Here is a 26,078-nt window from a genome sequence, read left to right on the forward strand (position 1 = left end):
AATTAACACTTACTACAAGGAATTGTCAGAGTGTTGGTCGTTCAAGGATTGTCTATGGGGAAACAATGTGATCAATAGCCTGTTGATGCTACCTTGTCCGTAAATTTGAGTGCCAAAAGTATTATTAGCTTCAGTTTCAGCTTGGCCTGGTGCTGCTTCTGGATTACTAATTTCGGCAGATTCTGGGGTATTAGGTTCTTCTTGGTGAGATTCAGCAACTTGAGCCTGTTCCTCTACTGGGGGAGATTGGCTTTTGGGAGTCGGAGAAGGCTGAGAAACAGTATTCGACTGGTGTTGAAACTCCACAAAGGCTGAGGCTGAAAAATGAGTTGAAGAAATTACTTTTTCTTCTTGCTTTTCCTCTCCAACTTTTGTGGCAGTGGAATTATGAGTGGATGGTTCAATTTGTTGGGTTTCTTCAACTTGGCGACTGGTGTCTCCCAAAAGCGATCCAGGTGCAACCACTTGTCCTGCTGCGACGGAACAGTTGAATACTGTCGTTGCTGCACCAATACAAGCATTAGCCCCGATTTTGCCTTGACCAACCATCAAAAAACCGGCTCCCAGATTCACTCCTGCTTCTACTTCTAGAATACCTTCGTTAACCTGGAGAATTGACCCCATGCCAATACAGACCCCAGGACCAATAATAATTTTACTGTTGGTAGCTGCTTGGAGTATTACTCCTGGAGCAAGTACCGCGCTCTTATGAATATTCACCTCGCCACTGATACACGTATCAAAATTGTCGCTGAGGCGAAGCAACGGCACAGACATGGAATTTATTCCCTTGGAAGATCAAACTCGATGATATTGCTAATTGGTAAGTGGTAATTGGTAAGAATATATTACCCATTACCCATTACTCAATTAATTATGGACGTTGGATAATTGCTTCCAACACGCGGCGTTTGGCTGCGGAATCAATACCAATCAAGCGTATATATTCACCTGCATATTCAGAAATGATAGCTTCTAAGGCAGCGATCGCATCTCGTTCAGATGTAGCCTGAATCTGACCGCAGCTTGCCCAAGTACCTGTTCGGAAACGTCTTTGGTCTACGTGTTCAACGCTAATCTTAAACCCACCGGTTAACAACTGTCTCAGCTGGTCTATTACTTCTGTACTCAAGCGAGTGCTGGTTGCAGTTGCAGTTCGACCACCATAATTGGCAGCTACTGCTGTTTTAGCACTCCCTGAAGATACTTCTTGACCGTTAGGACGTTGGATAATTGTTTCCAGTACCCGACGTTTGGCTTTGCTGTCAATGCCAATCAAACGCACATATTCGCCTTGGTGGTTAACCATGCATTCTTCCAAAGCGGCAACTACATCATTAGCTGAGGTTGCTTCAATGGGGTTACAACTTTCCCAAGTACCTGTACGGAAACGACGCTCGTTTACGTGTTCTGTACCAATTTTGTAACCATTAGCCAAGAGTTGGCGAATTTGGTTAACAGTTTCAGCACTGAGTCCACCAATAGCCACAGCACCGTTACCATTGCCGTTGCCATTGCCGTTGTAGCTCTTGTAAGATGTAGTCGCAGGAGTTTTAATGCTAGATGTACCTGCAACTACACCATCGGGACGTTGAATGATGGTTTCTAACACCCGTTTTCTACCGTTGTCAATGCCGAACAAACGCACATACTCGCCACTGTGGTCTAATAGACAAGATTCTAATGCTGCGATCGCTTCTCCTAAAGACCTCGTTTCAATCGGCTGGCAGCTTTGCCAAGAACCTGTGCGAAAACGTCTTTGATCTACATGTTCCGTGCCAATTTTATAACCTTGATTCAGTAAATAACGCACGTGTTCTACTGTTTCTGCACCCAATTTGCTTGCCACTTCACTACTCCTTTCCAACTCTTCAACAACAATACTTCTTGTATAAGATTTAGCCCCAGACAGATTAAGCTCATCCCGAATCGGGGTAATACACTTAAGATCCTCTGCACAGCGATAACCAGTCCGCAAAGCCTGGTTAATCCCCACAACATGGTGAGCAAATTCCTCATCCTGAGCTTGTACGTCTGGCAAGCGGTCAGCTTGCTGCTGCGTAGTAATTATCGAGCCAGAAGCTACGTATTTACCTGGGGGAATTTCTACATCTTGGATTAAAGCGTGCATCATGACGATGCAACCAGCCCCTACCCTGGCATTAAATACCGTGGAGCGAAAGCCAATAAAGCAACTGTCACCAATGTATGCTGGCCCATGAATGAGCGCCATGTGGGTAATTGAAGCATTCTTACCAATCCATACCGAGTATTTTTGGTCATCATCACCAATTACTCGGCCTTGCTCCAACCCATGAATTACTACACCATCTTGAATATTAGTATTTTCACCAATAAAAAAAGGTGTGCCTTCATCTGCTCTAATCGAAGTTCCTGGAGCAATAATCACATTTTGACCCAGGTGTACATCCCCAATAATAAGAGAAGAAGAGTGTACAAATGCGGTTTTGTGGATATCGGGTTCAGCTAAACTCCTAGACCACGGGGTTGGGGGGGCCGCCGTGCTGCGGACTGCCATCGCGAGATTCCTCCTGAAATAAGCTTTTTGTCAGTGGTCAGTAGAAGAAGGCAAAAGGCAAAAGGCAAAAAATAATTTATTCTCTCTTCCTGTCCCTGTTCCCTGTTCCCTGCTTTCTGACTATCTATATTTGGTCTTTTTTGCTGTAAAGGAGGCGATCTTCAACGTATATAGTATCTATTATCGCCACTACTGCTGCATCTAACGGACGTTGTTCATTGCCAAGAACTTGACGAGCGGCACCATTACGACTAAACAGCACCCACTCTTCCACTCCTGCTCCGACATTATCGGCTGCTACCTCATATTCTGGCAGGAGTTTTCCGTCTTCATCTACTAATTGCAACAGCAGTAGTTTGACACCTCTAAGACTTGGATCTTTTTGCGTGCTAACTACTGTGCCACGAACTTTGGCAATTTGCATTCTAAATTATGGTCTTCTGCCGAAAGGACGAATTGCGTTTACACCTTCCCGGAACTGTTCTACATCTTCTGTATAACGAATTGGTAGAACGTATTCCAAGTTTTCGTGAGGACGAGCAATGATGTGAGTAGACAGCACTTGTCCACCGTTGACTCGCTTTACATTTTCAACTCCAGCGGCTACTGAAGCTTGGACTTCGGAAACGTCACCACGAACGATGACTGTCACCCGACCACTACCGATTTTTTCATAGCCTACTAAGGTAACGCGAGCAGCTTTCACCATCGCGTCAGCAGCTTCTACTACTGCTGGAAAGCCCAGCGTTTCAACCATTCCCACTGCAATTGACATTATTGTAAATCCTTAAATCAAGTTTTCAGACAGGCAAAAATTTCTACTCAAGCAAGCAACACCGTTAATCGCTTTGTTTAAACACTTTTTAAGTGCGGAACTGTTCTACTGCTTCTGTGTAACGAATTGGTAAGACGTATTCCAGGTTTTCATGAGGACGAGCAATGATGTGAGTAGACAACACTTCTCCGCCATTTACTCTTCTGGCTGCGTCAACTCCAGCCGCTACTGAAGCTTGTACTTCAGATACATCACCCCGGACTATTACGGTAACACGCGCACTACCGATTTTCTCATATCCTACCAAAGTTACACGGGCTGCTTTCACCATCGCATCAGCAGCTTCTACTACTGCTGGAAAGCCTTTAGTCTCAATCATTCCAACTGCAATTGGCATCGCAGAACTCCTAAAAATTTAATCAATTAGTACTATGGGTTGAAATTTTTGACGGGGATGCTTATCTTGAGGGAAGAAAATACTTCTAAAATTAAGCATATAAAACCTTGGCATCCCTGGCAACATAAATTACTATAATAGTTTGTAATAAAAAAGTTTTAAAAAACTTAACAAAACTTAATGCACTCCTAAATTTAATCAAATTTCACGGTTTCCTAGAGCGGCCGCTTATGCTTTATAATTTCTTTATTACATTTAGAAAATCACATTCATAACCAGGGCTAACCATATCTGGTCAGGATTGAGCAGAGGCTGTATATTCTACCGTCTCGGTCTTTCCTCAATTTTTGCTATTTGCACAGGTATTAAATGAAAAATATATAACTTTTTTAAATATAAACTATAAAATTCTTGGCACCAAGTAGAAATTTATATTTCTACCCGGATGATTAGTAAAGGTAAGTAAATGCTGTTAAATCTGTAAACTGATATTTAACTGCCATTAAATAGCGCACATTAAAGTAAAAATGCTGCTTAAAGTTTATTTGAAAAATAGTTAAAAAAAACTTGATTTTTTCAAAATTAACGTTGTTTAAGCGAAGAATTGTTTTTAGGGTGTCTAAGAAACTAAAAGCTGAGTCGTCAAGGAAAATTTAAATGAATGAGTTTCTATTTTTTACAAGTTGGTTTGTACCTTTTTATAGCTTACTAGGGGCAGTTTTAACCTTGCCTTGGAGCATAGGAATAATTCAACGAACAGGGCCAAGACCTGCGGCCTACTTGAACTTGTTGACGACTTTGGTGGCTTTTGTCCATAGCCTGTTGGTATTTCAAAATATCTGGGATAGAGATCCAGAAACTTTAGTAATCACTTGGTTCCAAGCTGCGGATTTTAACTTAACATTTGCTTTAGAACTATCGCCGGTCAGTATTGGTGCAATAGTTTTAATCACAGGATTGAGTCTGTTAGCTCAAATTTATGCCTTGGGTTACATGGAAAAGGACTGGTCGATAGCACGTTTTTTTGGGCTACTGGGATTTTTTGAGGCGGCCTTGAGTGGTTTGGCGATCAGTGATTCTCTGTTTCTCAGCTATGCCTTGTTGGAAGTTCTCACCCTTTCCACCTACTTGCTAGTTGGTTTTTGGTATGCTCAACCATTGGTAGTAACGGCAGCGCGGGATGCGTTTTTAACCAAACGGGTGGGAGATTTATTGTTACTGATGGGTGTAGTTACCCTTTCCACCCAAGCTGGTAGTTTAAACTTTTCTGACTTGTATGAGTGGGCGCAAACGGCTCATTTGAGTCCATTAACATCAACCTTAATAGGTGTGTCCTTGATTGCTGGGCCTGCTGGTAAATGCGCTCAGTTTCCCCTACACCTGTGGTTAGATGAAGCAATGGAAGGCCCTAACCCAGCTTCGGTGATGCGGAATTCCCTGGTAGTAGCAGGTGGTGCTTATGTATTGTACAAAATTCAGCCATTATTAGCACTCTCACCAGTGGCACTAAATGCTTTAGTTGTGATGGGTACAGTGACGGCATTAGGTGCAACCTTGGTGTCAATCGCGCAAATTGATATTAAACGGGCGTTATCTCATTCCACGAGTGCCTACATGGGTTTGGTATTTTTGGCTGTGGGTTTACAGCAAGGGGGTGTAGCTTTGATGTTGCTGTTGACTCATGCGATCGCTAAAGCATTATTATTCATGAGTTCCGGTTCCATCATCTACACTACCCAAACTCAAGATTTAACAGAAATGGGTGGTTTATGGTCACGGATGCCAGCCACTACTACAGCCTTTGTCGTTGGTTCAGCTGGGATGGTGACATTATTACCACTGGGTAGCTTTTGGGCAATGCTGGCTTGGGCTGATGGCTTGGTGAAAGTTAACCCTTGGGTAATTGTGGTTTTATTATTAGTCAATGGCTTGACAGCATTGAATTTGACCAGAGTTTTCCGCTTAATCTTTTGGGGAGAACCGCAACAGAAGACCCGCCGCGCCCCCGAAGTTGCTTGGCAGATGGCCTTCCCAATGGTGACTTTAACGATATTGACCCTACTATTACCCCTCATGCTACAGCAATGGTACTTGTTGCCAGGATGGGAAAGTATTGATTGGTATGTGGTATTGGCTTTGCTAACTTCTACTGTACTGGGGGTGGGTATTGGTGCAACAATGTATCTACATAAAGCTTGGTCAAGATCCAGAATTCTGGCATGGAGATTTATTCAAGATTTACTAGGTTACGATTTTTACATTGACAGAGTTTATCGTCTCACCATTGTCAGTGCCGTAGCTATGTTATCAAAGATTTCCTCTTGGAGCGATCGCTATTTAGTCGATGGTTTCGTAAACTTAGTCGGTTTTGCTGCCATTTTTAGTGGTCAAAGTTTAAAGTACAGCATTTCTGGTCAATCTCAAGCCTATATGCTGACTATTCTCGTAGTGATTAGCGTCCTTGGTTTCTTTATTAGTTGGTCATTAGGCTTACTTGATAAATTACCTTTTTAGGAAGAAGGTGACAGGTTACAGGTTACAGGTGACAGGGAATAGGTAGAAGGTTATTCTCCCCACCTCCCCAACCCTCCCCATCTTCCTTATCCCCCATCCCCATTTCCTTCACTGCTTATGATGCTGAGTACGTTGATTTTGCTGCCTTTACTTGGTGCCGCCTTAATTGGTTTCTATCCCTATCCTATCAGTGGGAAAGTTTCCCGTGGAACGGCTTTGGCCGTGTCCGTAATGATTTTCTTATGGTCAATTTTCCTGGCGATTCAGTTTCATCCTGATGAAGTCGGCATACAATTTGCTGAATCCATACCTTGGATAGAAGCCTTGGGATTAAACTATAATCTAGGCATAGATGGTTTATCATTGCCATTATTATTGTTGAATGGACTTTTGACTGCTATTGCCATCTACAGCAGCGATGAATCTCTTCAGCGTCCGAGATTTTATTACTCGTTAATCCTACTCCTGAATGCTGGGGTGATAGGAGCATTCTTGGCACAGGATTTATTGTTATTTTTCCTGTTTTATGAGTTAGAACTAATTCCCCTCTATCTACTAATTGCAATTTGGGGTGGTGCAAAGCGTGGTTATGCAGCTACCAAGTTTCTGATTTATACAGCAGTTTCGGGAATCTTGATTTTAGCTAGTTTTCTGGGGATGGTTTGGTTAAGTGATTCTCCAAGCTTTGGACTAGCAACCATTAACGCCCATAATCTACCTTTAGCGACTCAATTGTTACTACTAGTAGGGATTTTGATAGGTTTTGGAATTAAAATTCCCCTGGTTCCCTTTCATACTTGGTTGCCTGATGCCCACGTCGAAGCTTCCACACCGATTTCTGTTTTATTAGCTGGGGTATTGTTGAAATTAGGAACTTACGGTTTACTCAGATTTGGAATGAACTTGTTGCCGCAAGCGTGGGAATATATAGCACCAACTTTAGCCACATGGGCAGTAATTAGCGTCTTGTTTGGTGCATCTTGTGCGATCGCTCAAACTGATATGAAAAAAATGGTAGCCTACAGTTCTATCGGACATATGGGCTATATTTTGTTAGCAGCAGCAGCAGCCACACCCCTCAGCGTATTAGGTGCTGTTATGCAAATGATTAGCCACGGCTTGATTTCTGCCATGATGTTTTTACTGGTGGGAGTTGTATATAAAAAAGCTGGTAGCCGTGATTTAGATGTTATTCGTGGACTGCTAAACCCAGAACGGGGTATGCCCGTCATCGGCACATTGATAGTTTTGGGAGTCATGGCTAGTGCTGGGATACCGGGAATGGTAGGTTTTATTTCCGAATTTATTATTTTTCGAGGCAGTTTCGAGGTTTTTCCAGTACAAACCCTGTTATCAATGCTAGGTACAGGTTTAACTGCGGTTTACTTCTTAATTCTTCTCAATCGCGCCTTTTTTGGGCGTTTATCTGCACAAGTTACCAACCTACCACGAGTTTATTGGAGCGATCGCATTCCTGCATTTATCTTAGCTGTATTAATTGTGATTTTCGGCATCCAACCATCTTGGTTAGTGCATTGGAGTCAAGCCACAATCACCGCAATGGTAAATACACCAAGTTTAGTAGCAAATGCACCAGTAGATAAAGCTGGTAAAACTTAAAAGATATTAGTTTTGTGGTAGAGATTAAATTCTACTACAAGCTAATTTTTAACTCTTATCCCCCAACCGTGATTTATTGTTAATTTCTTGGAGAAATAGTAATGGTTAATCTTAAAAAAAAACCTGTTAATAAGCCTTTATCTGAATATATTCAACAGTTAACAAATGGAGGAGCATTACTCTCTGACAGTCCAGAGAATGTCATGGAAGTCGTGGGCATTCTCAAAAGCTATGGTGTAGTTTTAGATGCCTATTCTCAAAATCTAATTTACATAGCCGAACATCAATTTTTAGTATTTTTTCAATTTTTTAAATATTTTAATGGTGAGATTTCTTTCGCCAAATTACTCCGTCATTGGTGGCATGACAGAATTAATTTTGAATATGCAGAATATTGTTTGAAAGCCATGATGTGGCATGGTGGTGGAGGATTAGATACATACTTAGATACCGCAGAATTTCAAAACAGAACACAAGCTGTTATTGCTGCTAAATTTCAAAAAAATCCCTTAATCTTAGGACTTAACCAACTGTTTCCTGACTTTCTCACAGAACAGTTGCGTGTCTCAGCTTATTACACTGGGTTAGGTCAATTTTGGCGAGTAATGGCTGATATGTTCCTGAGTTTATCAGACCGCTATGACAACGGCGAAATCAAAACTATTCCTCAAGTTGTAGATCACATCAAAGCAGGTTTAGTAGCAGATGCACTCAAGCCAATTACTTACAATGTCAAAATTGACAACAAAGTCTATGAACTTATTCCGAAATCAGTCGGTTTGACTTTTTTAGCAGATACAGCTATTCCATATGTAGAAGCCATTTTTTTCCGGGGAACCCCTTTTGCCGGCACAGTTTCCCTCAATGCTCAAGCTTATCAAATCCCCCCAGATCAATCTCGATTTCAGTATGGTGCCTTATATGCAGATCCTTTACCTATAGGTGGTGCAGGGATTCCTCCCACGTTGTTGATGCAAGATATGCGTCATTATTTACCAGAATATTTACATGATATTTATCGTCGCAGTCGTCGTGGTGAAGATGACTTACGTGTACAAATTTGTATGAGTTTTCAAAAGTCAATGTTTTGCGTAACGACAGCAGCCATTTTAGGATTGTCACCTTATCCTATAGATACACAAGATCCATCTGAGCAAACAGCTAATCTTGTTTATTTAGAAAAGTGGATGGATAGGTTAAAAAACTCGCAAATAGGGGAAGTGAATAAATCTTGAGCAAAGCGCGGTTACACAGCTTTTAGCCTGATAATAATGGTGTATGTGACAAAACAATTGAAACAATAAAAAGAAAAATAAGCTTCTCAGATGAATCAAAAAATAAAATTCTTCGTCACTAGATGTATCAGTGAAATATTTAGAGGTTGAATTATGTCGTTACAACCACTTCAGGTTTTATTTTTGAGTAGTCTTAGCTTATCCTTACTTCTTAGCAATTCTGTAGCCTTTGCCCAAGTTGATGGTGTTGTTGTCCCCACGGTACCATCCGGCTCATCAACAACAGTACCACCCAGACCATCTACTAATATACCGACTTCCAGCACTGTTGACAGCAGCAAAAGATTTAGCTGTCAATATTATAATGGTAGATATACTGTCATGTACCAGCCCCAAAGTCAACCAGGTCAATTTTTCGCTTGGGCAGCACCTCAAGCCTTGGGTGGTGGTTGGACACCACAAAATCGTTGTGAAGCGATCGCAACTCGTTTAGAATTATATCGCCCAGATGGCTTACAAGAACTCCAGATAGCTGTAGAAAATAACGAAAATATTATCTGTGTCACTACAGAAGCTAACACTGGTTGTCGGATTGTACTCACAGTTCCCCGTGGACAAGACCCTTACGCTATCCGCAGTAGTGTTTTCAACAACTTGGCTACTGCTGACAACGGACAACAAACCATAGCTGTTAATACTTATGCTAATCGTAACCAAGGAGGAACGAACGAATTATACAACTTGGGACGCAGTCTTTTAGGTGGTGGTAATAATCGTGCTAATTCATCTAAAAATGGCATTAATTTGAAACCTTTCCTAGATCGTCAAGATGGTGGTACAGCAACTAACTTGCGAAATGGAGTCTCAATTGGTCGTCCTTCTCGACCACAAAATACTACTATCCTCAACCCACGGTTATTCCGCTGATTTATGATTTATCTCAGCTAAATATTTACTGTTGAAGTAATTATTAATAAATTCATTTTTGGCTTCTTTGTGCTTATTTACAAGGAAGCTTTTGCCTGTGGGTAATTTTAAGACTTAGTTAATATAAATTTTACGTAAAAATATGGTGAGACTTTTCGATTATTCAAGATTTTTAGCTTACATTGATTGGTGAGAATTTCAAAAAAGGCATTATTTGTCAGGTAACAGTGATCCTGATCCAGACAAATATGACAGCTTTCAATTTAGATAAATACAGTGCTTCAACTTTATCCAGGAACAAGTAAATGACAATATCATTTAGTACGCCCACTAATACTACCGTCGGTTCAGCTCCTTTTTCAGTAGCTGTAGGAGACTTCGACGGGGATGGTAATCTAGATGCAGCAGTAGCAAACTCTCTTGATAAGACAATCTCAGTACTTCTGGGTAATGGACTAGGTGATTTTTCCCTGATTTCTAGTCCCGCAGTCGGGTTATATAACCCTATTTCAGTAGCTGTAGGAGACTTTGACGGGGATGGTAATTTAGATTTAGCAACAGCAAACTTTGACTTACCTGATCTCCAAACCGTTCCTCCAAACCTAAATCCTGATAGCGATATCTCAATTCTACTGGGAGATGGAACTGGTAATTTTGACGCTCCCATTACAGTTGCTATCCCTGGAACAAATCTAAGTGCGATCTCCCTGGGAGACTTCAACAAAGATGGCAAGCTAGACGTAGCTGCGGGTAATTTTTCCAGCTCTGATGTGTCTGTCTTCCCCGGAACTGGCTTAGGTGCATTCGGATCTGCTCAGACCTATTCAGTTGGTAATACTACCCGTGCGATCGCAGTAGAAGATTTCGACGAAGATGGTGTTCCAGATATAGCCATTGTTAAGTCTGGTGCTTCAGTTGTGTCAGTACAGCTGGGAGATGGCTTAGGTGGCTTTAACGCTCAGACTGACTTTAATGTAGGAGCAGAACCTCGATCAGTGACTGTAGCCGATATCAACGGTGACGGACACTTTGATTTATTGGTAGGCAACAGCGATGATGATAATGTTTCATTACTTTTCGGTGATGGCACAGGTAACTTCGGCACTGCTACTAACTATGATGCAGGAAATGGGTCTCGCTCCGTAGCTGTGGGAGATTTTAATGGTGACAACAAACTAGACTTATTAGTAGCTAACCAACTCGGTAATAATATTTCTGTGTTGTTGAATACTACTGTAGGAGATAATTTCACTAACACTCCTGGCAATAGCAATTACTTTGTCGATAGTATTGGTGACACAGTTACTGAAGATGCTGATGGTGGCATAGATAGAGTTATATCCTCAGTCACTTACACCTTAAGCGACAACATAGAACGTCTAACTCTAACTGGAAACAACAATATCGACGGTACAGGTAATAACCTGAATAACAATCTCACTGGTAATAGTGGCAATAATATTCTCGATAGCGGAACAGGTAATGACTATCTTTACGGTAATGAAGGTGATGATGTCCTGATTGGTGGAGATGGCAACGACAAGCTCGATGGTGGTATAGGTGCTGATACCCTAATTGGCGGTAATAGTAATGATGTTTATACCGTTGATGATTTAGGTGACACAGTTATTGAAGATGCTGCTGCTGGTATCGATACAGTTAACTCCTCTGTCGATTTCACTTTAGGAAACAATATAGAACGTCTGACTTTAACTGAAAGTAAGGATATTAACGGTACAGGCAACGACCTGAATAACAATCTCACTGGGAGTGATGGCAATAATATCCTTGCTGGGAATAATGGCAATGACTATCTTTACGGTCAAGCAGGTAATGATACCCTAATTGGTGGTTTGGGTAATGATACCCTAATTGGTGGTTTGGGTAATGATATTTTCCAATTTAATAATCCCAATGAAGGTATTGATAGGATTCAAGACTTTGTAGTTGGTGAAGACAATATCCACATCTCTGCTATTGGATTTGGTGGTGGTTTAAGTGCAGGCGCGTTAAACGCTGCGGCTTTTGTTTCTGGCATAGGTACGAATGCAGCCACTGATGGCTTACAAAGGTTCATTTATAACAGTAGTAATGGTTCTTTGTTTTTTGATGTTGACGGCAATGGTGCCGTTGCTAGTATTCGCATTGCGGTCTTGACTAATCTGCCTAGTCTGAGTGCTAGTGATATTACTGTTATTTAGAGAACTCCACAAAAAAGATGATCCAATCTTGTGGGATGGGCATCTTGCCCGTCCTTATATTATTAGCGGGCAAGATGCCCGCACCACAAGAAATTTTGGGATATTTTTTTAATTGGAGAACTCTTAGTTAACAATTTCAACTCCCAATCAAGTAGGGTGGGTATTACCCACCCTAAAAAATAATCGTGCTGACAGTTGCTGTACCTAAACAATAAATTATGTAGTTAGTACATACAGGTAAGGCTTAAGAATCTTCAAATACAGCGATTTCATTAGTGTTCCATAATAGCTAAATATTTCTGCTTAGGTGCTTATGAATATATATTTTGAGTGAATCAGGCGTTAAATTTCAAAGTTTTTTGACCTGACTGCCAATTTAAGGTTGCAAATTCAAAAAATTATGATAATTTGGTACGATATCTGCAAATATGGATGCCTTTGTTACCAAGGGTGATCAAAAGATATTCGGTTTATACTAGTATTCTTGGTAACAATCTATTTATGTACACGGAAAGAGCTAAACACCAGGGCTGAGATTGTAAAGAATTGTATAAGCTTAACCCATATATAAACTGCCAACAATCTGTTTCTACTATGTTTTTAACAACAATTTATAACGGTGTTAACCTTGTTCACAAGTGATATGAATCAAGTTCTGCAATTTAGCGATGCCTCCGGTGAGCATAGCCAACGCATACTGACAGCCCCAGAAGTTCTACAATTACTAGCTAAATACCAATTAATTCCTCCATTGCTCAAAGAAGTGATCATTGATCAAGCGATCGCACAGATTGAGTGTACGCCACAAGAAGAACAACTTGCCTGCGAACAGTTAGCTCAACAATATCAAGGGCGACAAGAAATCAGTTCTGAGCAATTGAACAGCACGGCCATTCGTCAATTAAAACTAGAAAAATTCAAAGAAGCTTCATGGGGACAAGACTTAGAATCTTATTTCTTCCAACGTAAACCTCAGTTGGATAGAGTAATCTATTCCCTAATTACTACTGCTGATATCGGTATTGCTCAAGAAATCTATTTCCGCATCCAAGAAGGAGAACAGTCCTTTGCTCAATTGGCGCGGGAATATGCCCAAGGGCCTGAAGCTCAAACAGATGGTTTAGTCGGTCCAGTAGAATTACAATCTCTTCATCAATCGCTAGTGAAAATTTTATCTACTAGCCAACCACGACAAATTTCACCGCCCACTCAAATAGGAGAGTGGATAGTGATTGTGCGGTTAGAGAAATTACTGCCGGCGCAGATGGATCGCCCACTGCGTCAGCGATTGTTAAATGAACGTTTTCAGGGTTGGTTGCAAGCACAAACATCTGCACAAAATTGGCAAATTAAAGAATTAGAAGGATGAATTGGCGACGATATGAATAAATAGCTCAATGATGTTGAAAATATTAACTTTTCCAAGCCAATAGTAAATTAACTAATTTTCATAAACATGACTTATATAAAGAGCGCTTTTGAAGAATTTCTCACTACCGTTGATGGATTTGAACAACTATCGACAGCGGAAAAAAATAGTTTTTTATCACAACAGCAAGCTTTACGCTACCGGATAGGTCAAAAAATAATTAGTAAAGAAAAACTACCTGACCGCATAGCAATTCTTTATGAAGGGCGAGTGCGACTGTTAGCGTATGACCCCCAAACCCAATTACCAATTACTTTAAAAATACTGGAACCGGGAGCGATAATTGGTGAAATTAGTTTATTGAGGCAGATTGCTTGTGAAACAGCGATCGCATCCACCGAAGTTATCTGCTTAACTTTAAGTACAGTAGATTATTTAAATCTGCTTTCCCAAAATCCAGCCTTTGCCCATACGCGTCAAAACTCTAGTCACATCATAGAAATATTCGACGTTCTCAGCCCCCAGTTAGCCCGGCAAGCCAACGCAGGTTTAAATCTCAAAGAAATTAGCCAACAAGCTTTATCAGGGGCAGAAATCCATTATGTAGAACCAGGAAAAACCCCCTTCAGTCAACTAGATGATAATCGCATCTGGTTTTTTAGTGGTGGTGGTACAGTAACCAATCTTTCCCCAGGTTCTCAATTAGAATCTAGCAATGGCAAAAATGTTCTGGAAGTTATGGGTAAAACTCCAGCACGGTTGATAGGTATAAATCCCACAGATTTATTATTCCTGAATGATGATCAAGTAGAACAGGAACTTGCAGGCAGTCAATTACAAATTAGAGATGAGTTAGATATTCCTTACGCATCAACAGAGGAAGTTTTTCCATCACCATCGGATACACCACAAGTTAAACAAAAACATCTAAACTATCCATTTTTTCGCGCCCAGGGGGAATTGAATTCTACCCTTGCTTGCTTTCAAATGCTCGCCAAGCACCTAGAAATGCCCTTCCGTAAGGAGGTAGTGCGGCGGATTTTAAATGAGCAAATGAAACGTCAAGGGAGTATATCCTTTCAACTTTGCGCTTATTTAGCAGAATTAATCGGACTCAGATCCCAATTAGTAGATGTTCCCGCTGCGGCAATTGCACGTATTCCTGCACCAGCCTTAATTCAATATAGTGGTAGTTTTGCTGTTATCTATGCAGTAGATGCAAATACAGTAGTTTTAGGTGTACCTTCCCAAGGCATTATCCGCTGCAAACCAGGAAAACTATTAGAAGAATTAGAGACTGACGAAAACAATTTGCAGCCGCAACTCAGAGTTTTATTACTCAGTGCTACCCAGGAAACACCCCAAGAACGCTTTGGTTTACGCTGGTTTTTACCCTACTTATCTAAATATCGTCGCGTCCTCATAGAAGTATTCATCGCGTCCTTTTTTGTACAATTAGCAGCTTTAGCTAATCCCCTCGTTATTCAGTTAATTATTGATAAAGTCATCGTTCAAAATAGTATTAGTACCCTGAATATTTTAGGGGTGTTACTATTAGCGGTTGGTGTCTTTGAGGCCATACTCACTACACTGCGAACATACTTATTTGTGGATACGACCAACCGCATTGATATGAGTTTGGGGTCACAAATTATTGACCACTTGCTGCGGTTGCCACTCCGTTATTTTGAACGCCGACCGGTAGGTGAATTATCTACTCGTGTTAATGAGTTAGAAAATATTCGTCAGTTTCTCACAGGTACGGCTCTAACAGTGGGATTAGATGCCTTATTTTCTGTGGTGTATATCGTTGTCATGATATTTTACAGTTGGAAACTGACTGTCGTGGGGTTAGGAACAATCCCCTTATTTGTGGTGATTACGTTAATTGCTGCCCCCACAGTCAGCCGACAATTGCGTGTAAAAGCTGAACGTAACGCCGCAACTCAATCTTACTTAGTTGAGGTCATGTCAGGGATTCAAACAGTGAAAGCGCAAAATATTGAATTGCGATCGCGTTTTTCCTGGCAAGAACGTTACGCTAAGTTTGTGGCCGCAGGGTTTAAAACCGTGATCACTTCCACCCTGGCTAATTCCACCAGTCAGTTTCTCAACAAACTCAGCAGCTTACTAGTGTTGTGGGTGGGAGCTTATCTAGTATTGCAAGGAGAGTTAACTTTAGGAGAATTAATCGCCTTTAGAATTATCTCCAGTTACGTAACTAGCCCCATATTACGTTTAGCGCAAATCTGGCAGAATTTCCAAGAAACTGGGTTATCTTTAGAACGTCTCAGCGATATTGTTGATACCCCACAAGAAGCAGAAGCAGACAAGGGCAACATTCCCTTACCTGCAATATCTGGTGCAGTCAAATACGAAAACGTTTCCTTCCGATTTGCTCCCAGTGGACCACTACAACTCAATAATGTCAGCCTTGATTTCGAGGCTGGTAAATTTGTCGGTATTGTCGGACAAAGCGGATCAGGTAAAAGCACAATGATGAAATTACTGCTCAGACTTTACAACGTCGAGTCAGGCAGAATTTTGATTGATGGTTACGACATTGGCAAAGTAGAACTTTATTCACTGCGTCGGCAAGTTGGAGTCGTTCCTCAAGATCCGTTGTTGTTTGATGGCACAGTGCAAGAAAACATTGCGCTAACAAATCCTGAAGCTACAACCGAGGAAATTATCGAAGCGGCGAGGATTGCTGTAGCCCATGAATTTATCATGAATCTACCCAATGGTTACAACACCAGAGTAGGAGAAAGAGGTTCAGCCCTTTCCGGTGGACAAAGACAGCGAATTGCGATCGCACGTTCGATTTTACAAAAGCCTAAATTATTAGTTTTAGACGAAGCCACTAGCGCCTTAGATTATCCAACAGAGAGGCAAATAGGTCTAAATTTAGCTAGAGCATTTCAAGGAACTACCGTCTTCTTTATTACTCACCGTCTGAATACTGTCAGTAGTGCAGATACGATTATCGTCATGGATGGTGGTAGGGTAATAGAGCAAGGTAGTCATCAAGAATTAATGGCTACTAAAGGTCATTATTTCTATCTTTATCAACAACAAGAAGTTAATTTGTAATTTGTATGGGCGGCTAAAACCCGTCCTGCAAATCGGTTATTTAACCTATTGAAAATTAAATTTTCCATTCAACATCACAAATCTAAAATCTAAAATTATATGACTCTACTTAATGGACATCATGTAAACGGTAATGGCAACGGCAACGGTAACGGCAAAAAGCAAGATTCCCAGGTGCTAACACTGCCAAAAAAAGCTGCAAAAAATTCCTTAATTACACCTTATCAGGATAGTTTTGAGCAATCTGTAGTCCTACGTCAGTCTCCTATTTGGTCACGTACCATCATGATCACCTTGATGGGTTTAGCTTGTTTTGGGATTGCTTGGGCTAATTTTGCCAAAATCGAGCAAGTCGTTCCCGCAACAGGTCAATTAAAACCGGAAGGAACAGTCAAAGAAGTACAAGCTCCCATTAGTGGTGTGGTGAAATCTGTTTATGTCAAAGACGGGCAAGAAGTAAAACCTGGAGACTTACTCTTAACTTTTGATTCTATTGCTACCTTAGCGGAATTGAGTTCCTTAAATAAGATTCGCGTCGCTTTAACCAAAGAAAACGATATTTATCGGCGCTTGATGGGAGCAAGTACAGGTACAGCATCAGAATTAGACTTTTTACGCAGTAGATTACCAGCAGAATCGGCTTTTCTCCTCAAAAGTCGAGCATCCTTAGTGGCAGAAAATGAACTACTGCGTTCTCAACTAAAAAATTTAGGAACAGAATCAGGGAATGGAATTGACGAACAACAACGTCTCATAGCTGCTAAAACAGAATTAGATTCCCGATCTGCCGCAGCAAATTTAGAAGTAGAAAAAACGAGAAAACAATTATCGCAAACACTACTAAAACGACAAGATACGCAAAATAGTTTAGCAATTCAGGAAGGTATTTTAAGTAAACTCAAAATATTAGCAGAAGAAGGAGGTATCTCTCAACTTCAATATCTTAACCAGCAGCAGCAAGTACAAACTCTCAAGGCTGAAGTAGCACAATTGTTTGAAGAAGAAAAACGCCTTCAGTTGGATATTCAAAAACGGCAACAAGAAGTAACTAATACAGTCGCATTTTCTGATAAATCCATTTTGGATAAGATAGCTGATAATAAAAAGCGGATTGCAGAAGTTGATAGTCAATTCATGAGAATCATCCTGGATAACGAGCAGCGATTGGCCGATATTACAAGTAAAATTTCGCAGACGCAATTAAATGTTAGATATCAAGAACTTCGCGCACCTGTAGCGGGTATAGTGTTTGATATGCAAGCTAAAAATCCTGGGTTTGTAGCCAACCCCACCCAGAAGTTATTGCAAATCGTGCCAAATGATAAATATGTTGCTGATGTATTTATCACCAATAAAGATATTGGTTTTGTCCGCAAAGGTATGAAGGTAGATGTAAGAATTGACTCATTTCCCTTCAGTCAGTTTGGCGATATTAAAGGTGAGATAATTGATATCGGTTCGGATGCTTTACCCCCAGATCAGACTCATCAATTTTATAGATTTCCAGCTACTATCAGCTTAGATAAACAATACCTAGAAATGACAGGTAAAAACATCTCTTTACAGTCTGGTATGTCAATTACTGCCAACATTAAGGTGCGTGAAGAACGAACAGTCATGAGTTTGTTTACGGAAATGTTTACCAAGCAAGTTGAAAGCCTCAAAGAGGTGCGTTAATACAGCAGTAGCTAAAAGGGGCGTATTGCAATACACCTGTACAAGAATAAAACTCATTTTTGTCTCTCATTTACCCCGAAGATGCTGTATCTAGTTTATTAAATTTACTCTATTTTAGAGGCGTTGCAGGCAACGTCTCTATTTTTTTGGATATGTTTTTCTAACCCACATTCCGCAGATGTTAAAGCAAATTTAGGAATTAAAAATTTAGAGAAAGAAAAGCCTGAAAAGATTGTCTAGCAAGGATTTCAGGCTTTTATTTGTTAAAATAAAAAGCGTCAAATAGAGAAGGGAAAAACCGTGAAAGAGTCTCAAGTTGCCATACAAACCCTAGATATAGACCATTTAGGAATAGTAGCAGGAATAATAGACGAGATGGAATTGGTAGAAGAAGTGAATAAAATAGTGGGAATAAAAACAAAAGAAACCCTAACACCAGGACAAGTAGTAAAAGCGATGATATTGAATGGATTAGGGTTTTTAAGCGCCCCATTATATCTATTTGGGGAATTTTTTTGTAGGAAAAGCAACAGAACATTTAATAGGAGAAGGAGTATTACCAGAGCATTTAAATGACGACAAACTAGGAAGAGAACTAGACAAATATCATCAAATAGGAACAACCAAGATATTTACAGCAGTAGCCATAAAAGCAGCCCATAAATTCCAAGTAGAAATGGATAGTATTCATTTAGATGGGACATCAATGAGTGTAGAAGGAGAGTACAAAAAAGAAATCAAAGAAATAGACGAAATAAAGCAAGAAACAGAAGAGAATAAATTAGAAATAGAACCGGAGATGAAAGCAATAGAAATAGTCCACGGATATTCAAGAGATAAAAGACCAGACTTGAAACAATTTATCATAGACATGATAGTAACAGGAGATGGAGACATCCCATTATATTTAAAAGTAGACTCAGGAAACGTAGATGATAAAAGTGTATTTGTAGAAAGATTAAAAGAATTTAAAAAACAATGGACATTTGAGGGCATAAGTGTAGCAGACAGTGCCTTATATACAGCAGAAAACTTAGCAGCAATGAGAGAACTGAAATGGATAACAAGAGTACCACTAAGTATCAAAGAAGCAAAAAATAAAATTGTAGATATAAAAGAAGCAGAATGGAAAGATAGTCAAATATCAGGCTATAAAATAGCAGCCAAAGAATCAGAATATGCAGGCATAAAACAAAGATGGATAATCGTAGAAAGTGAAATCAGAAAAAAATCAAGTATCCAACAAGTAGAAAACAAGTCAAAAAACAGGAAGCAAAAGCAAAAGCCGCACTCAGCAAACTATCCAGACAAGAGTTCGCCTGTCAGCCAGATGCAAAAATAGTAATAGAAAAGCTATCAAAATCCTGGAAATATCACCAAATAAAAGAAATTGAATACATAGAGAAACTAGAATATAAAACAGCAGGTAGACCAAGTAAATTGACCGAACCAAGTCAAATAAAATATCAAATAAAAGGTCAAATAGAAACAAGAGAAGAAGTAATAGAAACTGAAAAAATTAACGCAGGGAGATTTATATTAGCAACGAATGTATTAGATAGAAATGAATTGAGTGATGAGAAAGTATTAGAAGAATACAAAGCTCAACAATCTAACGAAAGAGGATTTAGATTTTTAAAAGACCCATTGTTTTTTACATCAAGCGTATTTGTCAAAACCCCGGAAAGAGTAGAAGCAATAGCAATGATAATGGGATTGTGTTTGTTAGTCTATAACCTTGCCCAAAGAAAATTAAGGCAAGAATTAGCTAAATTTGATGATGGGATTAGAAATCAAGTTAAGAAAATCACAAATAAACCGACAATGAGGTGGGTATTTCAGATGTTTCAGGCTGTACATTTGGTAATCATAAATGGACAGAAACAAATGAGCAATTTAACGGAGGAACGTGAAAAGATTGTCAGATATTTAGGAAAGAGTTGTAGTAAATATTATCTAATTACTTGATGTGGTTTATTTGACCTAAAAGATGTAGAAAGTTCAAGGGTAAAAGTAGTAAATAGAAGTTTTTAGCGAAGACGGAAATATTCTTGGCTTTAATTGTCATGTTTATTTTACCGAAAATGACTACTTTAATTGAGAGAGAGAATCTATTTTAAAAACTTGTGAAATTAACTTACTTAATAAGCTCTATCTTTTGGCAAATAAAGTTAAATTCAGCCAGAAAAATTAGGTAGATAAAATTTTCCTGGCTGGAATTTTTCAAAAATATCAATAATCTGAGTCACATCTGCGGAATGTGGGTTCTAAAATTGTAAAGTTTTGTAAAGATATAGATAACATCACCCTGCATTGACAGAAGAACTTATAGAAACAAGATTAATTCCCAAAATCTATGAATCTTCAACAAGCAGAATTGTATCAACGCCTTCAGGAATTTTCTTTAGATGAAAAAAATGTTTCTTTCTCTTTTAGCCAGAGATTAGCAAGGGAGAATAACTGGACAATTGAATATACTCAGCGTGTAATAGATGAATATAAAAAGTTTGCCGTTATCGCTGTTTTTGCTGGTCATCCAGTTACACCATCTGATCAAGTTGATCAAGTTTGGCATTTACATTTAACATATACCCAATCTTATTGGGATGATTTTTGTGAAATATTAGGTACACAACTAGATCATGGTCCCACTCGTGGTGGTGTCAAGGAATATAATAAATTTAATAATTGGTATCTGAATACCATAGTCAGTTACGAACAGTTTTTTGGAGAAACTCCACCCATAGATATTTGGCCAGCTTCTCATATTCGTTTTGATAAAGAAGCTAATTTTCAGCGTGTAGATACTCACAAAAATTGGGTTTTACCCAAACCAGTATTTAAGTTACCAAACATAAATGTTTTTCATTTTATTCCCGATCATTTTTATTTAGCATTTTTGTTTACCTTGACATTAATCCTTACCAATTCTCAGATTTTATTAGCATCAAATAATAGTAATTCCCAAAGTTCTCAAAATTCTATAGGATTCTGGTTTTTCTTGATAGTAGTTGGTTCTGTGATCTTTGTAATATCTACATCTGCTAGAAGTGGTGGTGGTGGTAGCAGTGGTGGTAGCAGTGGTGGTGGTAGCAGTGGTTGCGGTGGTGGTGGTTGCGGTGGTGGTGGTTGCGGTGGTGGTGGCTGCGGTGGTGGTGGCTGCGGTGGTGGTGGTTAATCGTTTTCTAGGCTATTGATTTTTGTCTCACGCAGAGGAGCCAGTGCGTTGGACGGCTCTGCCGACTTATAGCAACTGGCGTAGCGCAAAGAACGTGGAGAAAAGGAAAATATGAATAATTTTTTGATGAGAAGAATTGGGTTTTCTTTAATAGCTGTATTAGTAACAATTCTGATTACATTTACCCATGCTATTGCCCAAGAATTACCGTTTTATTGGGACTATATTAACGTTAATATCGACGTGCAAACAAACGGAGATATGTTAATCACAGAAGAACAAAAATATGTATTCAAATCTGATTACTCAACTCAACGATATCGCTACATCCGCTTAGATAAAGTTGATGAAATTACAGATGTAACAGTTGAAGAAAATAATCAAATTATTCCTAGTGAAACAGGAATTGAAAATAATCAGTTTTGGATTAGTTGGCAACATCAATTAGAACCACCAGAATCACATATTTTTGTAATTAAATATCGTGTAGTTGGGGGACTGCATATTAATGGTGATAATACTCAAGTTTACTGGAAAGCAATTTTCGCAGATCGCGAAGCCCCAGTTCAAGTATCAAAAGTTCAGGTGCAATTACCGGAAGCTTTATCTGGTAAAGTCTTGAGATTTGAAAATTTTGGTACTGCGGCTATAGCCCGTCAAGTAAATCCGAAAACATTCGAGTTTGTTGCTACTCAGCCTATTGAACCACAAGAAAACTTAGAAGTTCAGATTACATTTCCTAGCAACATTCTCAATATCACTAAACCTAATTGGCAACAAGGTAACTTCTGGGAAAATTGGCAAATTATACTGGCTGGGTTGTTTGTAATAGTTTTTTTTTCAAAAATAATTTTAGCAATTAATAATCGCCAATGTCCTAAATGCAAAAAATTTACCCTCAACTGGACTTATCAAGAGTTTATTGTTACAACCATTAGAGGAAAACAAAGAGTTATCCGATTTATACAGGAATGTAAAAACTGTTCTGACCATAACAAGGACGAAAAAGCGATTCCAGTAACTAGTAAAAGTAGTAGTGTTCATGAGGATGGCGGTAATACACCCGGTGAATTAGGAGATGTGAAAGAGGCAATTAAATATTACAATCAAGGTAATGCCTGCGCTCAATCTGGTGATATGAAGGCGGCAATGGAATATTACAGTCAAGCCCTAAGTATTAATCCCAACTTTGCAGAAGCATACTGTAACCGAGGTAATGCCCGCAGTAAATTAGGAGATATGAAAGGAGCGATGGAAGATTATAATCAAGCTCTAAGTATTAATCCTAACTCTGTAGAAGCCTATTTGAGCCGAGGTTTTGCCCGTCTTCAATCGGGAGATATGAACGGGGGGATGGAAGATTACAACCAAGCTATAAGTATTAATCCCAACTTAGCAGAAGCATACTGTAACCGAGGTAATGCCCGTTGTGAAGCTGGAGATGTGCAAGGAGCAATTGAAGATTGCAACCAAGCCCTGCGTATTAATCCTAAATTGGCAGAAGCATACTGTAACCGAAGTAATGCCCGTTGTGAATCTGGAGATGTGGAAGGAGCAATTGAAGATTGCAACCAAGCCCTGCGTATTAATCCTAAATTGGCAGAAGCTTACCTTAACCGAGGTAATGCCCGACGTGAATCTGGAGATATAAAACGAGCAATTGAAGATTACAACCAAGGACTGCGTATTAATCCTAACCTTGCACAAGCCTACCGAAATCGAGGTTTTGCCCGTTGTGAATCGGGAGATTTTAAAGGGGCGATAGAAGATTTCAACCAAGCTATACGTATTAATCCTAACCTTGCACAAGCCTACCAAAATCGAGGTTTTGCCCGTTGTGAATCGGGAGATTTTAAAGGAGCAATTGAAGATTTCAACCAAGCCCTGCGTATTAATCCTAATTATGCAGAAGCTTACTATAACCGAGGTCTTGCCCACAATTATTCAGGAGATAGGCAAGCGGAGATAGAAGATTTCAACCAAGCCCTGCGTATTAATCCCAACTTGGCAGAAGCTTACCTTAACCGAGGTGTTACCCGTCGTGAATCTGGAGATGTGAAAGGGGCGATAGAAGATTACAACCAAGCTCTGCATATTAATCCTAACTTGGCAGAAGCCTACCAAAATCGAGGTTTTGCCCGTTGTAAATCTGGAGATTTTAAAGGGGCGATAGAAGATTGCAACCAAGTCCTGCGTATTAATCCCAACTTTGCAGAAGCTTACCTTAACCGAGGTAATGCCCGTCTTGAATCTGGAGATATGAAAGGAGCAATTGAAGATTGCAACCAAGCCCTGCGTATTAATCCTAACCTTGCAATAGCCTACTTCAACCGAGGTGCTGCCCGCCTTCAATCAAGAGATAAGAAAGGTGCAATTGCTGATTTGCAAAAAGCATCTAAACTATTTCAACAACAAGGGGAAATAGTCCAATATCAATATATTCTCGATTTAATTCAGAAGATAAACATTGATCGAAAATAGGAGAAAATGTTTTTGCCGCTTTATAGCAATCTCAAAAAATGGTATTATGTATCACGATTAAATTAACCTAATCACATGGATGAATTAGAAGCAAAAATCCTTCAACTTATTCAAGAAACCTGTCAACATTCTAGGGGCAGTATTGCCCGTCAAAAAGGATTAAATCAAATTATTTTACTGATTCAAAAAACAGGTAAATTATTGCGTGGAATCGGTATACCTGATGCAGAAGAAGCTTTACAGGAAACCTGGTGTTTTTTTTGCCGAAATCTTTGTGAAGCAACTACTGCAAAAGAATCCTATAATCCTGAGAAAAGTAGTGTTATCACTTGGATCAATAATTACTTAAGTTATCGTTTACAAGATAAAAGAATTAACTATTATGAACAAAAAAATAAATTCAATTTACTCCTAGAAGACAATGAACAACAAATAGATCCTGCAAATTTAATTCCTGCACCACCAGAACCAAGACCAATATTAAATGAAATTCAAGAATGGTTAAAAACAAATTCTCTAGAACTGCAACGTATTCATATCAGAGATCGTCCTGATGTTAATTGTTACGTTTTAATTGCCCGTCGTTTACCACCAGAAACATCTTGGATAGATTTATCTAAAGAGTTTGGTATACCTATAGCAACTCTGAGTAATTTCTATCAACGTCAATGTTTTCCCCGTCTTCTCAACTTTGGTAAATCCCAAGCTTATTTTGATAGCGAAGGTTACTTTGATATATAGCAAGTCATGAATTATCCTACTGAACAGCAAAGCATTTCTATTCCTATTTCCGCAAAGTTACGAGATACAGCCTTAAAATTTGCCCAAGAACAACCAAATCAAGAAAAAGCTAAACTCGTATATCTGAATACTTTAGCCGTACAAGTTGTAAATAATTATTTGCAAATGTTAGATATTTCTACTGCAATAGAAGCTAGTCATAGTTGGGATTGTTGGGGAAGAATGGGTGGAGATGTGGCGGATTTATTATTAACTGGAATCGGACATTTAGAATGTAGATATATCAGAACAGGAGAAGAAGTTTGTTATATTCCTCCTGAAGTCTCGAATGATCGTTTTGGTTATGTAATAGTAGAAATTAATCAAACTTGTCAAGAAGGTAAAATTATAGGGTTTTTGCCCGAAGTTACCACAACGGAAATTAACCTAAAACAGTTACAACCATTAGAACTTTTAATAGAACATTACCATCAATTTTCGGGTGTAAAATTAAGACAATGGTTAGAAGGAATATATACATCCCAATGGCAAAGCATTGAGGAATTAGCTTTACAAAAAATCCCACAATTAGCCTTTCGTTCTCTAAAAGTACGAGGATTTGAAATAGATACACCCAAAAAAGTTTGGCAAGTTGTTGAACAATTATATCCCCAGCGCAGTTGGGAGAAAATCTTGCCGTCAAGATTATTACCTAATTCAGATGTAGAAGTAACGGATATTCTTGTTTATCTTTTACAAACTACTAATGATGAAGAAATCCGTTGGACTCTAGCAGAAGTTTTATGGACAATAGCACCAAATCATCCTGTAATTACTGCTAGACGAATCATGGATTTAGGAATGCAGTTAGCCGGAAATTCTGTTGCTTTAATGGTGGCTATTTTACCAAAAATAGATAAAACATTTGCTGTGCTTTTGCGGGTATATCCAATGGGAAATCGACTTTATTTACCAGCAGATTTATTATTATCAGGATTGTATGAAAATGGACAACCATTTTTAGAAGTTAAAGCTAGAGAACAAAAAGATAATTACATCCAATTAAAATTTTGTGCTGAATTAGGTGAAAAATTCCAAATTCGGGTTACTCTAAATAATGCAACCATTACAGAAAAGTTTGTCATTTAAACCAATACGGTTTAGTTAAGAAAATTGTAGGTTTGGTTGCAATACTTGCCGGTTAAGCTCAAAAAATAGAATTACGTAGGTTGGGTTGAGGAACAAAACCCAACATTTATAAGCATTCGTTGGGTTGTGCTGTCGCTTAACCCAACCTACATAGACTAGCATAGAAAAATTTGTCATTTAACCAGACGAATCAATTAAGGTAA

The 26,078-nt window shown here is 39.2% G+C and carries 17 protein-coding genes and 1 pseudogene; 13 read left to right on the top strand and 5 right to left on the bottom strand.

Annotation, left to right across the window (positions count from 1 at the left end; all coding sequences use genetic code 11):
• Positions 1 to 12: 12 nt before the first annotated feature.
• The 5 genes from ACOWPH_RS24560 to ACOWPH_RS24580 all read right to left on the bottom strand — a co-directional run bounded on the left by ACOWPH_RS24560 (position 13) and on the right by ACOWPH_RS24580 (position 3,711).
• Positions 13 to 777, bottom strand: coding sequence for a hexapeptide repeat-containing transferase (locus tag ACOWPH_RS24560; protein WP_015212735.1), 765 nt, complete (start codon positions 775 to 777; stop codon positions 13 to 15).
• A gap of 97 nt (positions 778 to 874) precedes the next feature.
• Positions 875 to 2,539 (bottom strand): ribulose bisphosphate carboxylase small subunit, encoded by a 1,665-nt coding sequence (locus tag ACOWPH_RS24565; RefSeq protein ID WP_015212736.1) that lies wholly within the window; start codon positions 2,537 to 2,539, stop codon positions 875 to 877.
• A 124-nt stretch (positions 2,540 to 2,663) separates the two neighbouring features.
• On the bottom strand, positions 2,664 to 2,963 hold the full coding sequence (locus tag ACOWPH_RS24570) for a EutN/CcmL family microcompartment protein (protein WP_015212737.1): 300 nt from the start codon (positions 2,961 to 2,963) through the stop codon (positions 2,664 to 2,666).
• 6 nt (positions 2,964 to 2,969) lie between these two features.
• Entirely contained in the window at positions 2,970 to 3,314 is a 345-nt protein-coding gene (locus tag ACOWPH_RS24575; RefSeq protein ID WP_015212738.1) for a carbon dioxide-concentrating mechanism protein CcmK, read from the bottom strand.
• An 88-nt stretch (positions 3,315 to 3,402) separates the two neighbouring features.
• Entirely contained in the window at positions 3,403 to 3,711 is a 309-nt protein-coding gene (locus tag ACOWPH_RS24580; protein ID WP_015212739.1) for a carbon dioxide-concentrating mechanism protein CcmK, read from the bottom strand.
• Between the two features lie 657 nt (positions 3,712 to 4,368).
• On the opposite strand from ACOWPH_RS24580, the gene ACOWPH_RS24585 reads away from it, so the two are divergent.
• The 13 genes and pseudogenes from ACOWPH_RS24585 (at position 4,369) to ACOWPH_RS24645 (ending at position 25,875) form a co-directional block, all read left to right on the top strand.
• The gene (locus ACOWPH_RS24585) at positions 4,369 to 6,225 is read left to right on the top strand and encodes an NAD(P)H-quinone oxidoreductase subunit F (protein ID WP_015212740.1); all 1,857 of its coding nucleotides are present in this window, start codon (positions 4,369 to 4,371) and stop codon (positions 6,223 to 6,225) included.
• Between the two features lie 120 nt (positions 6,226 to 6,345).
• Positions 6,346 to 7,845 (top strand): NADH-quinone oxidoreductase subunit M, encoded by a 1,500-nt coding sequence (locus ACOWPH_RS24590; protein ID WP_042464483.1) that lies wholly within the window; start codon positions 6,346 to 6,348, stop codon positions 7,843 to 7,845.
• A gap of 101 nt (positions 7,846 to 7,946) precedes the next feature.
• Positions 7,947 to 9,080, top strand: coding sequence for a CO2 hydration protein (locus tag ACOWPH_RS24595; RefSeq protein ID WP_015212742.1), 1,134 nt, complete (start codon positions 7,947 to 7,949; stop codon positions 9,078 to 9,080).
• Between the two features lie 153 nt (positions 9,081 to 9,233).
• Positions 9,234 to 10,007, top strand: a complete 774-nt coding sequence (locus tag ACOWPH_RS24600; protein ID WP_015212743.1) for a COP23 domain-containing protein — start codon at positions 9,234 to 9,236, stop codon at positions 10,005 to 10,007.
• Between the two features lie 305 nt (positions 10,008 to 10,312).
• On the top strand, positions 10,313 to 12,208 hold the full coding sequence (locus tag ACOWPH_RS24605) for an FG-GAP-like repeat-containing protein (protein WP_015212744.1): 1,896 nt from the start codon (positions 10,313 to 10,315) through the stop codon (positions 12,206 to 12,208).
• 643 nt (positions 12,209 to 12,851) lie between these two features.
• On the top strand, positions 12,852 to 13,577 hold the full coding sequence (locus ACOWPH_RS24610) for a peptidylprolyl isomerase (protein WP_015212745.1): 726 nt from the start codon (positions 12,852 to 12,854) through the stop codon (positions 13,575 to 13,577).
• Between the two features lie 87 nt (positions 13,578 to 13,664).
• The gene (locus ACOWPH_RS24615) at positions 13,665 to 16,670 is read left to right on the top strand and encodes a peptidase domain-containing ABC transporter (protein WP_015212746.1); all 3,006 of its coding nucleotides are present in this window, start codon (positions 13,665 to 13,667) and stop codon (positions 16,668 to 16,670) included.
• 99 nt (positions 16,671 to 16,769) lie between these two features.
• Positions 16,770 to 18,347, top strand: a complete 1,578-nt coding sequence (locus ACOWPH_RS24620) for an HlyD family efflux transporter periplasmic adaptor subunit (RefSeq protein ID WP_015212747.1) — start codon at positions 16,770 to 16,772, stop codon at positions 18,345 to 18,347.
• A 300-nt stretch (positions 18,348 to 18,647) separates the two neighbouring features.
• Positions 18,648 to 20,315 (top strand): annotated as a pseudogene (locus ACOWPH_RS24625) (IS1634 family transposase).
• Positions 20,316 to 20,703: 388 nt separating this feature from the next.
• The gene (locus tag ACOWPH_RS24630) at positions 20,704 to 21,525 is read left to right on the top strand and encodes a glycine-rich domain-containing protein (RefSeq protein WP_015212749.1); all 822 of its coding nucleotides are present in this window, start codon (positions 20,704 to 20,706) and stop codon (positions 21,523 to 21,525) included.
• Positions 21,526 to 21,636: 111 nt separating this feature from the next.
• Positions 21,637 to 24,006 carry a tetratricopeptide repeat protein gene (locus tag ACOWPH_RS24635; protein ID WP_096713104.1) on the top strand — a complete coding sequence of 790 codons (2,370 nt, stop codon included), beginning with the start codon at positions 21,637 to 21,639 and terminating at the stop codon, positions 24,004 to 24,006.
• Between the two features lie 75 nt (positions 24,007 to 24,081).
• The gene (locus ACOWPH_RS24640) at positions 24,082 to 24,747 is read left to right on the top strand and encodes a sigma-70 family RNA polymerase sigma factor (protein ID WP_250855263.1); all 666 of its coding nucleotides are present in this window, start codon (positions 24,082 to 24,084) and stop codon (positions 24,745 to 24,747) included.
• 6 nt (positions 24,748 to 24,753) lie between these two features.
• The gene (locus ACOWPH_RS24645) at positions 24,754 to 25,875 is read left to right on the top strand and encodes a DUF1822 family protein (protein ID WP_015212752.1); all 1,122 of its coding nucleotides are present in this window, start codon (positions 24,754 to 24,756) and stop codon (positions 25,873 to 25,875) included.
• Positions 25,876 to 26,078: the final 203 nt, after the last annotated feature.

The organism is Anabaena sp. PCC 7938 (assembly GCF_049315035.1).
Lineage (GTDB): Bacteria > Cyanobacteriota > Cyanobacteriia > Cyanobacteriales > Nostocaceae > Anabaena > Anabaena cylindrica.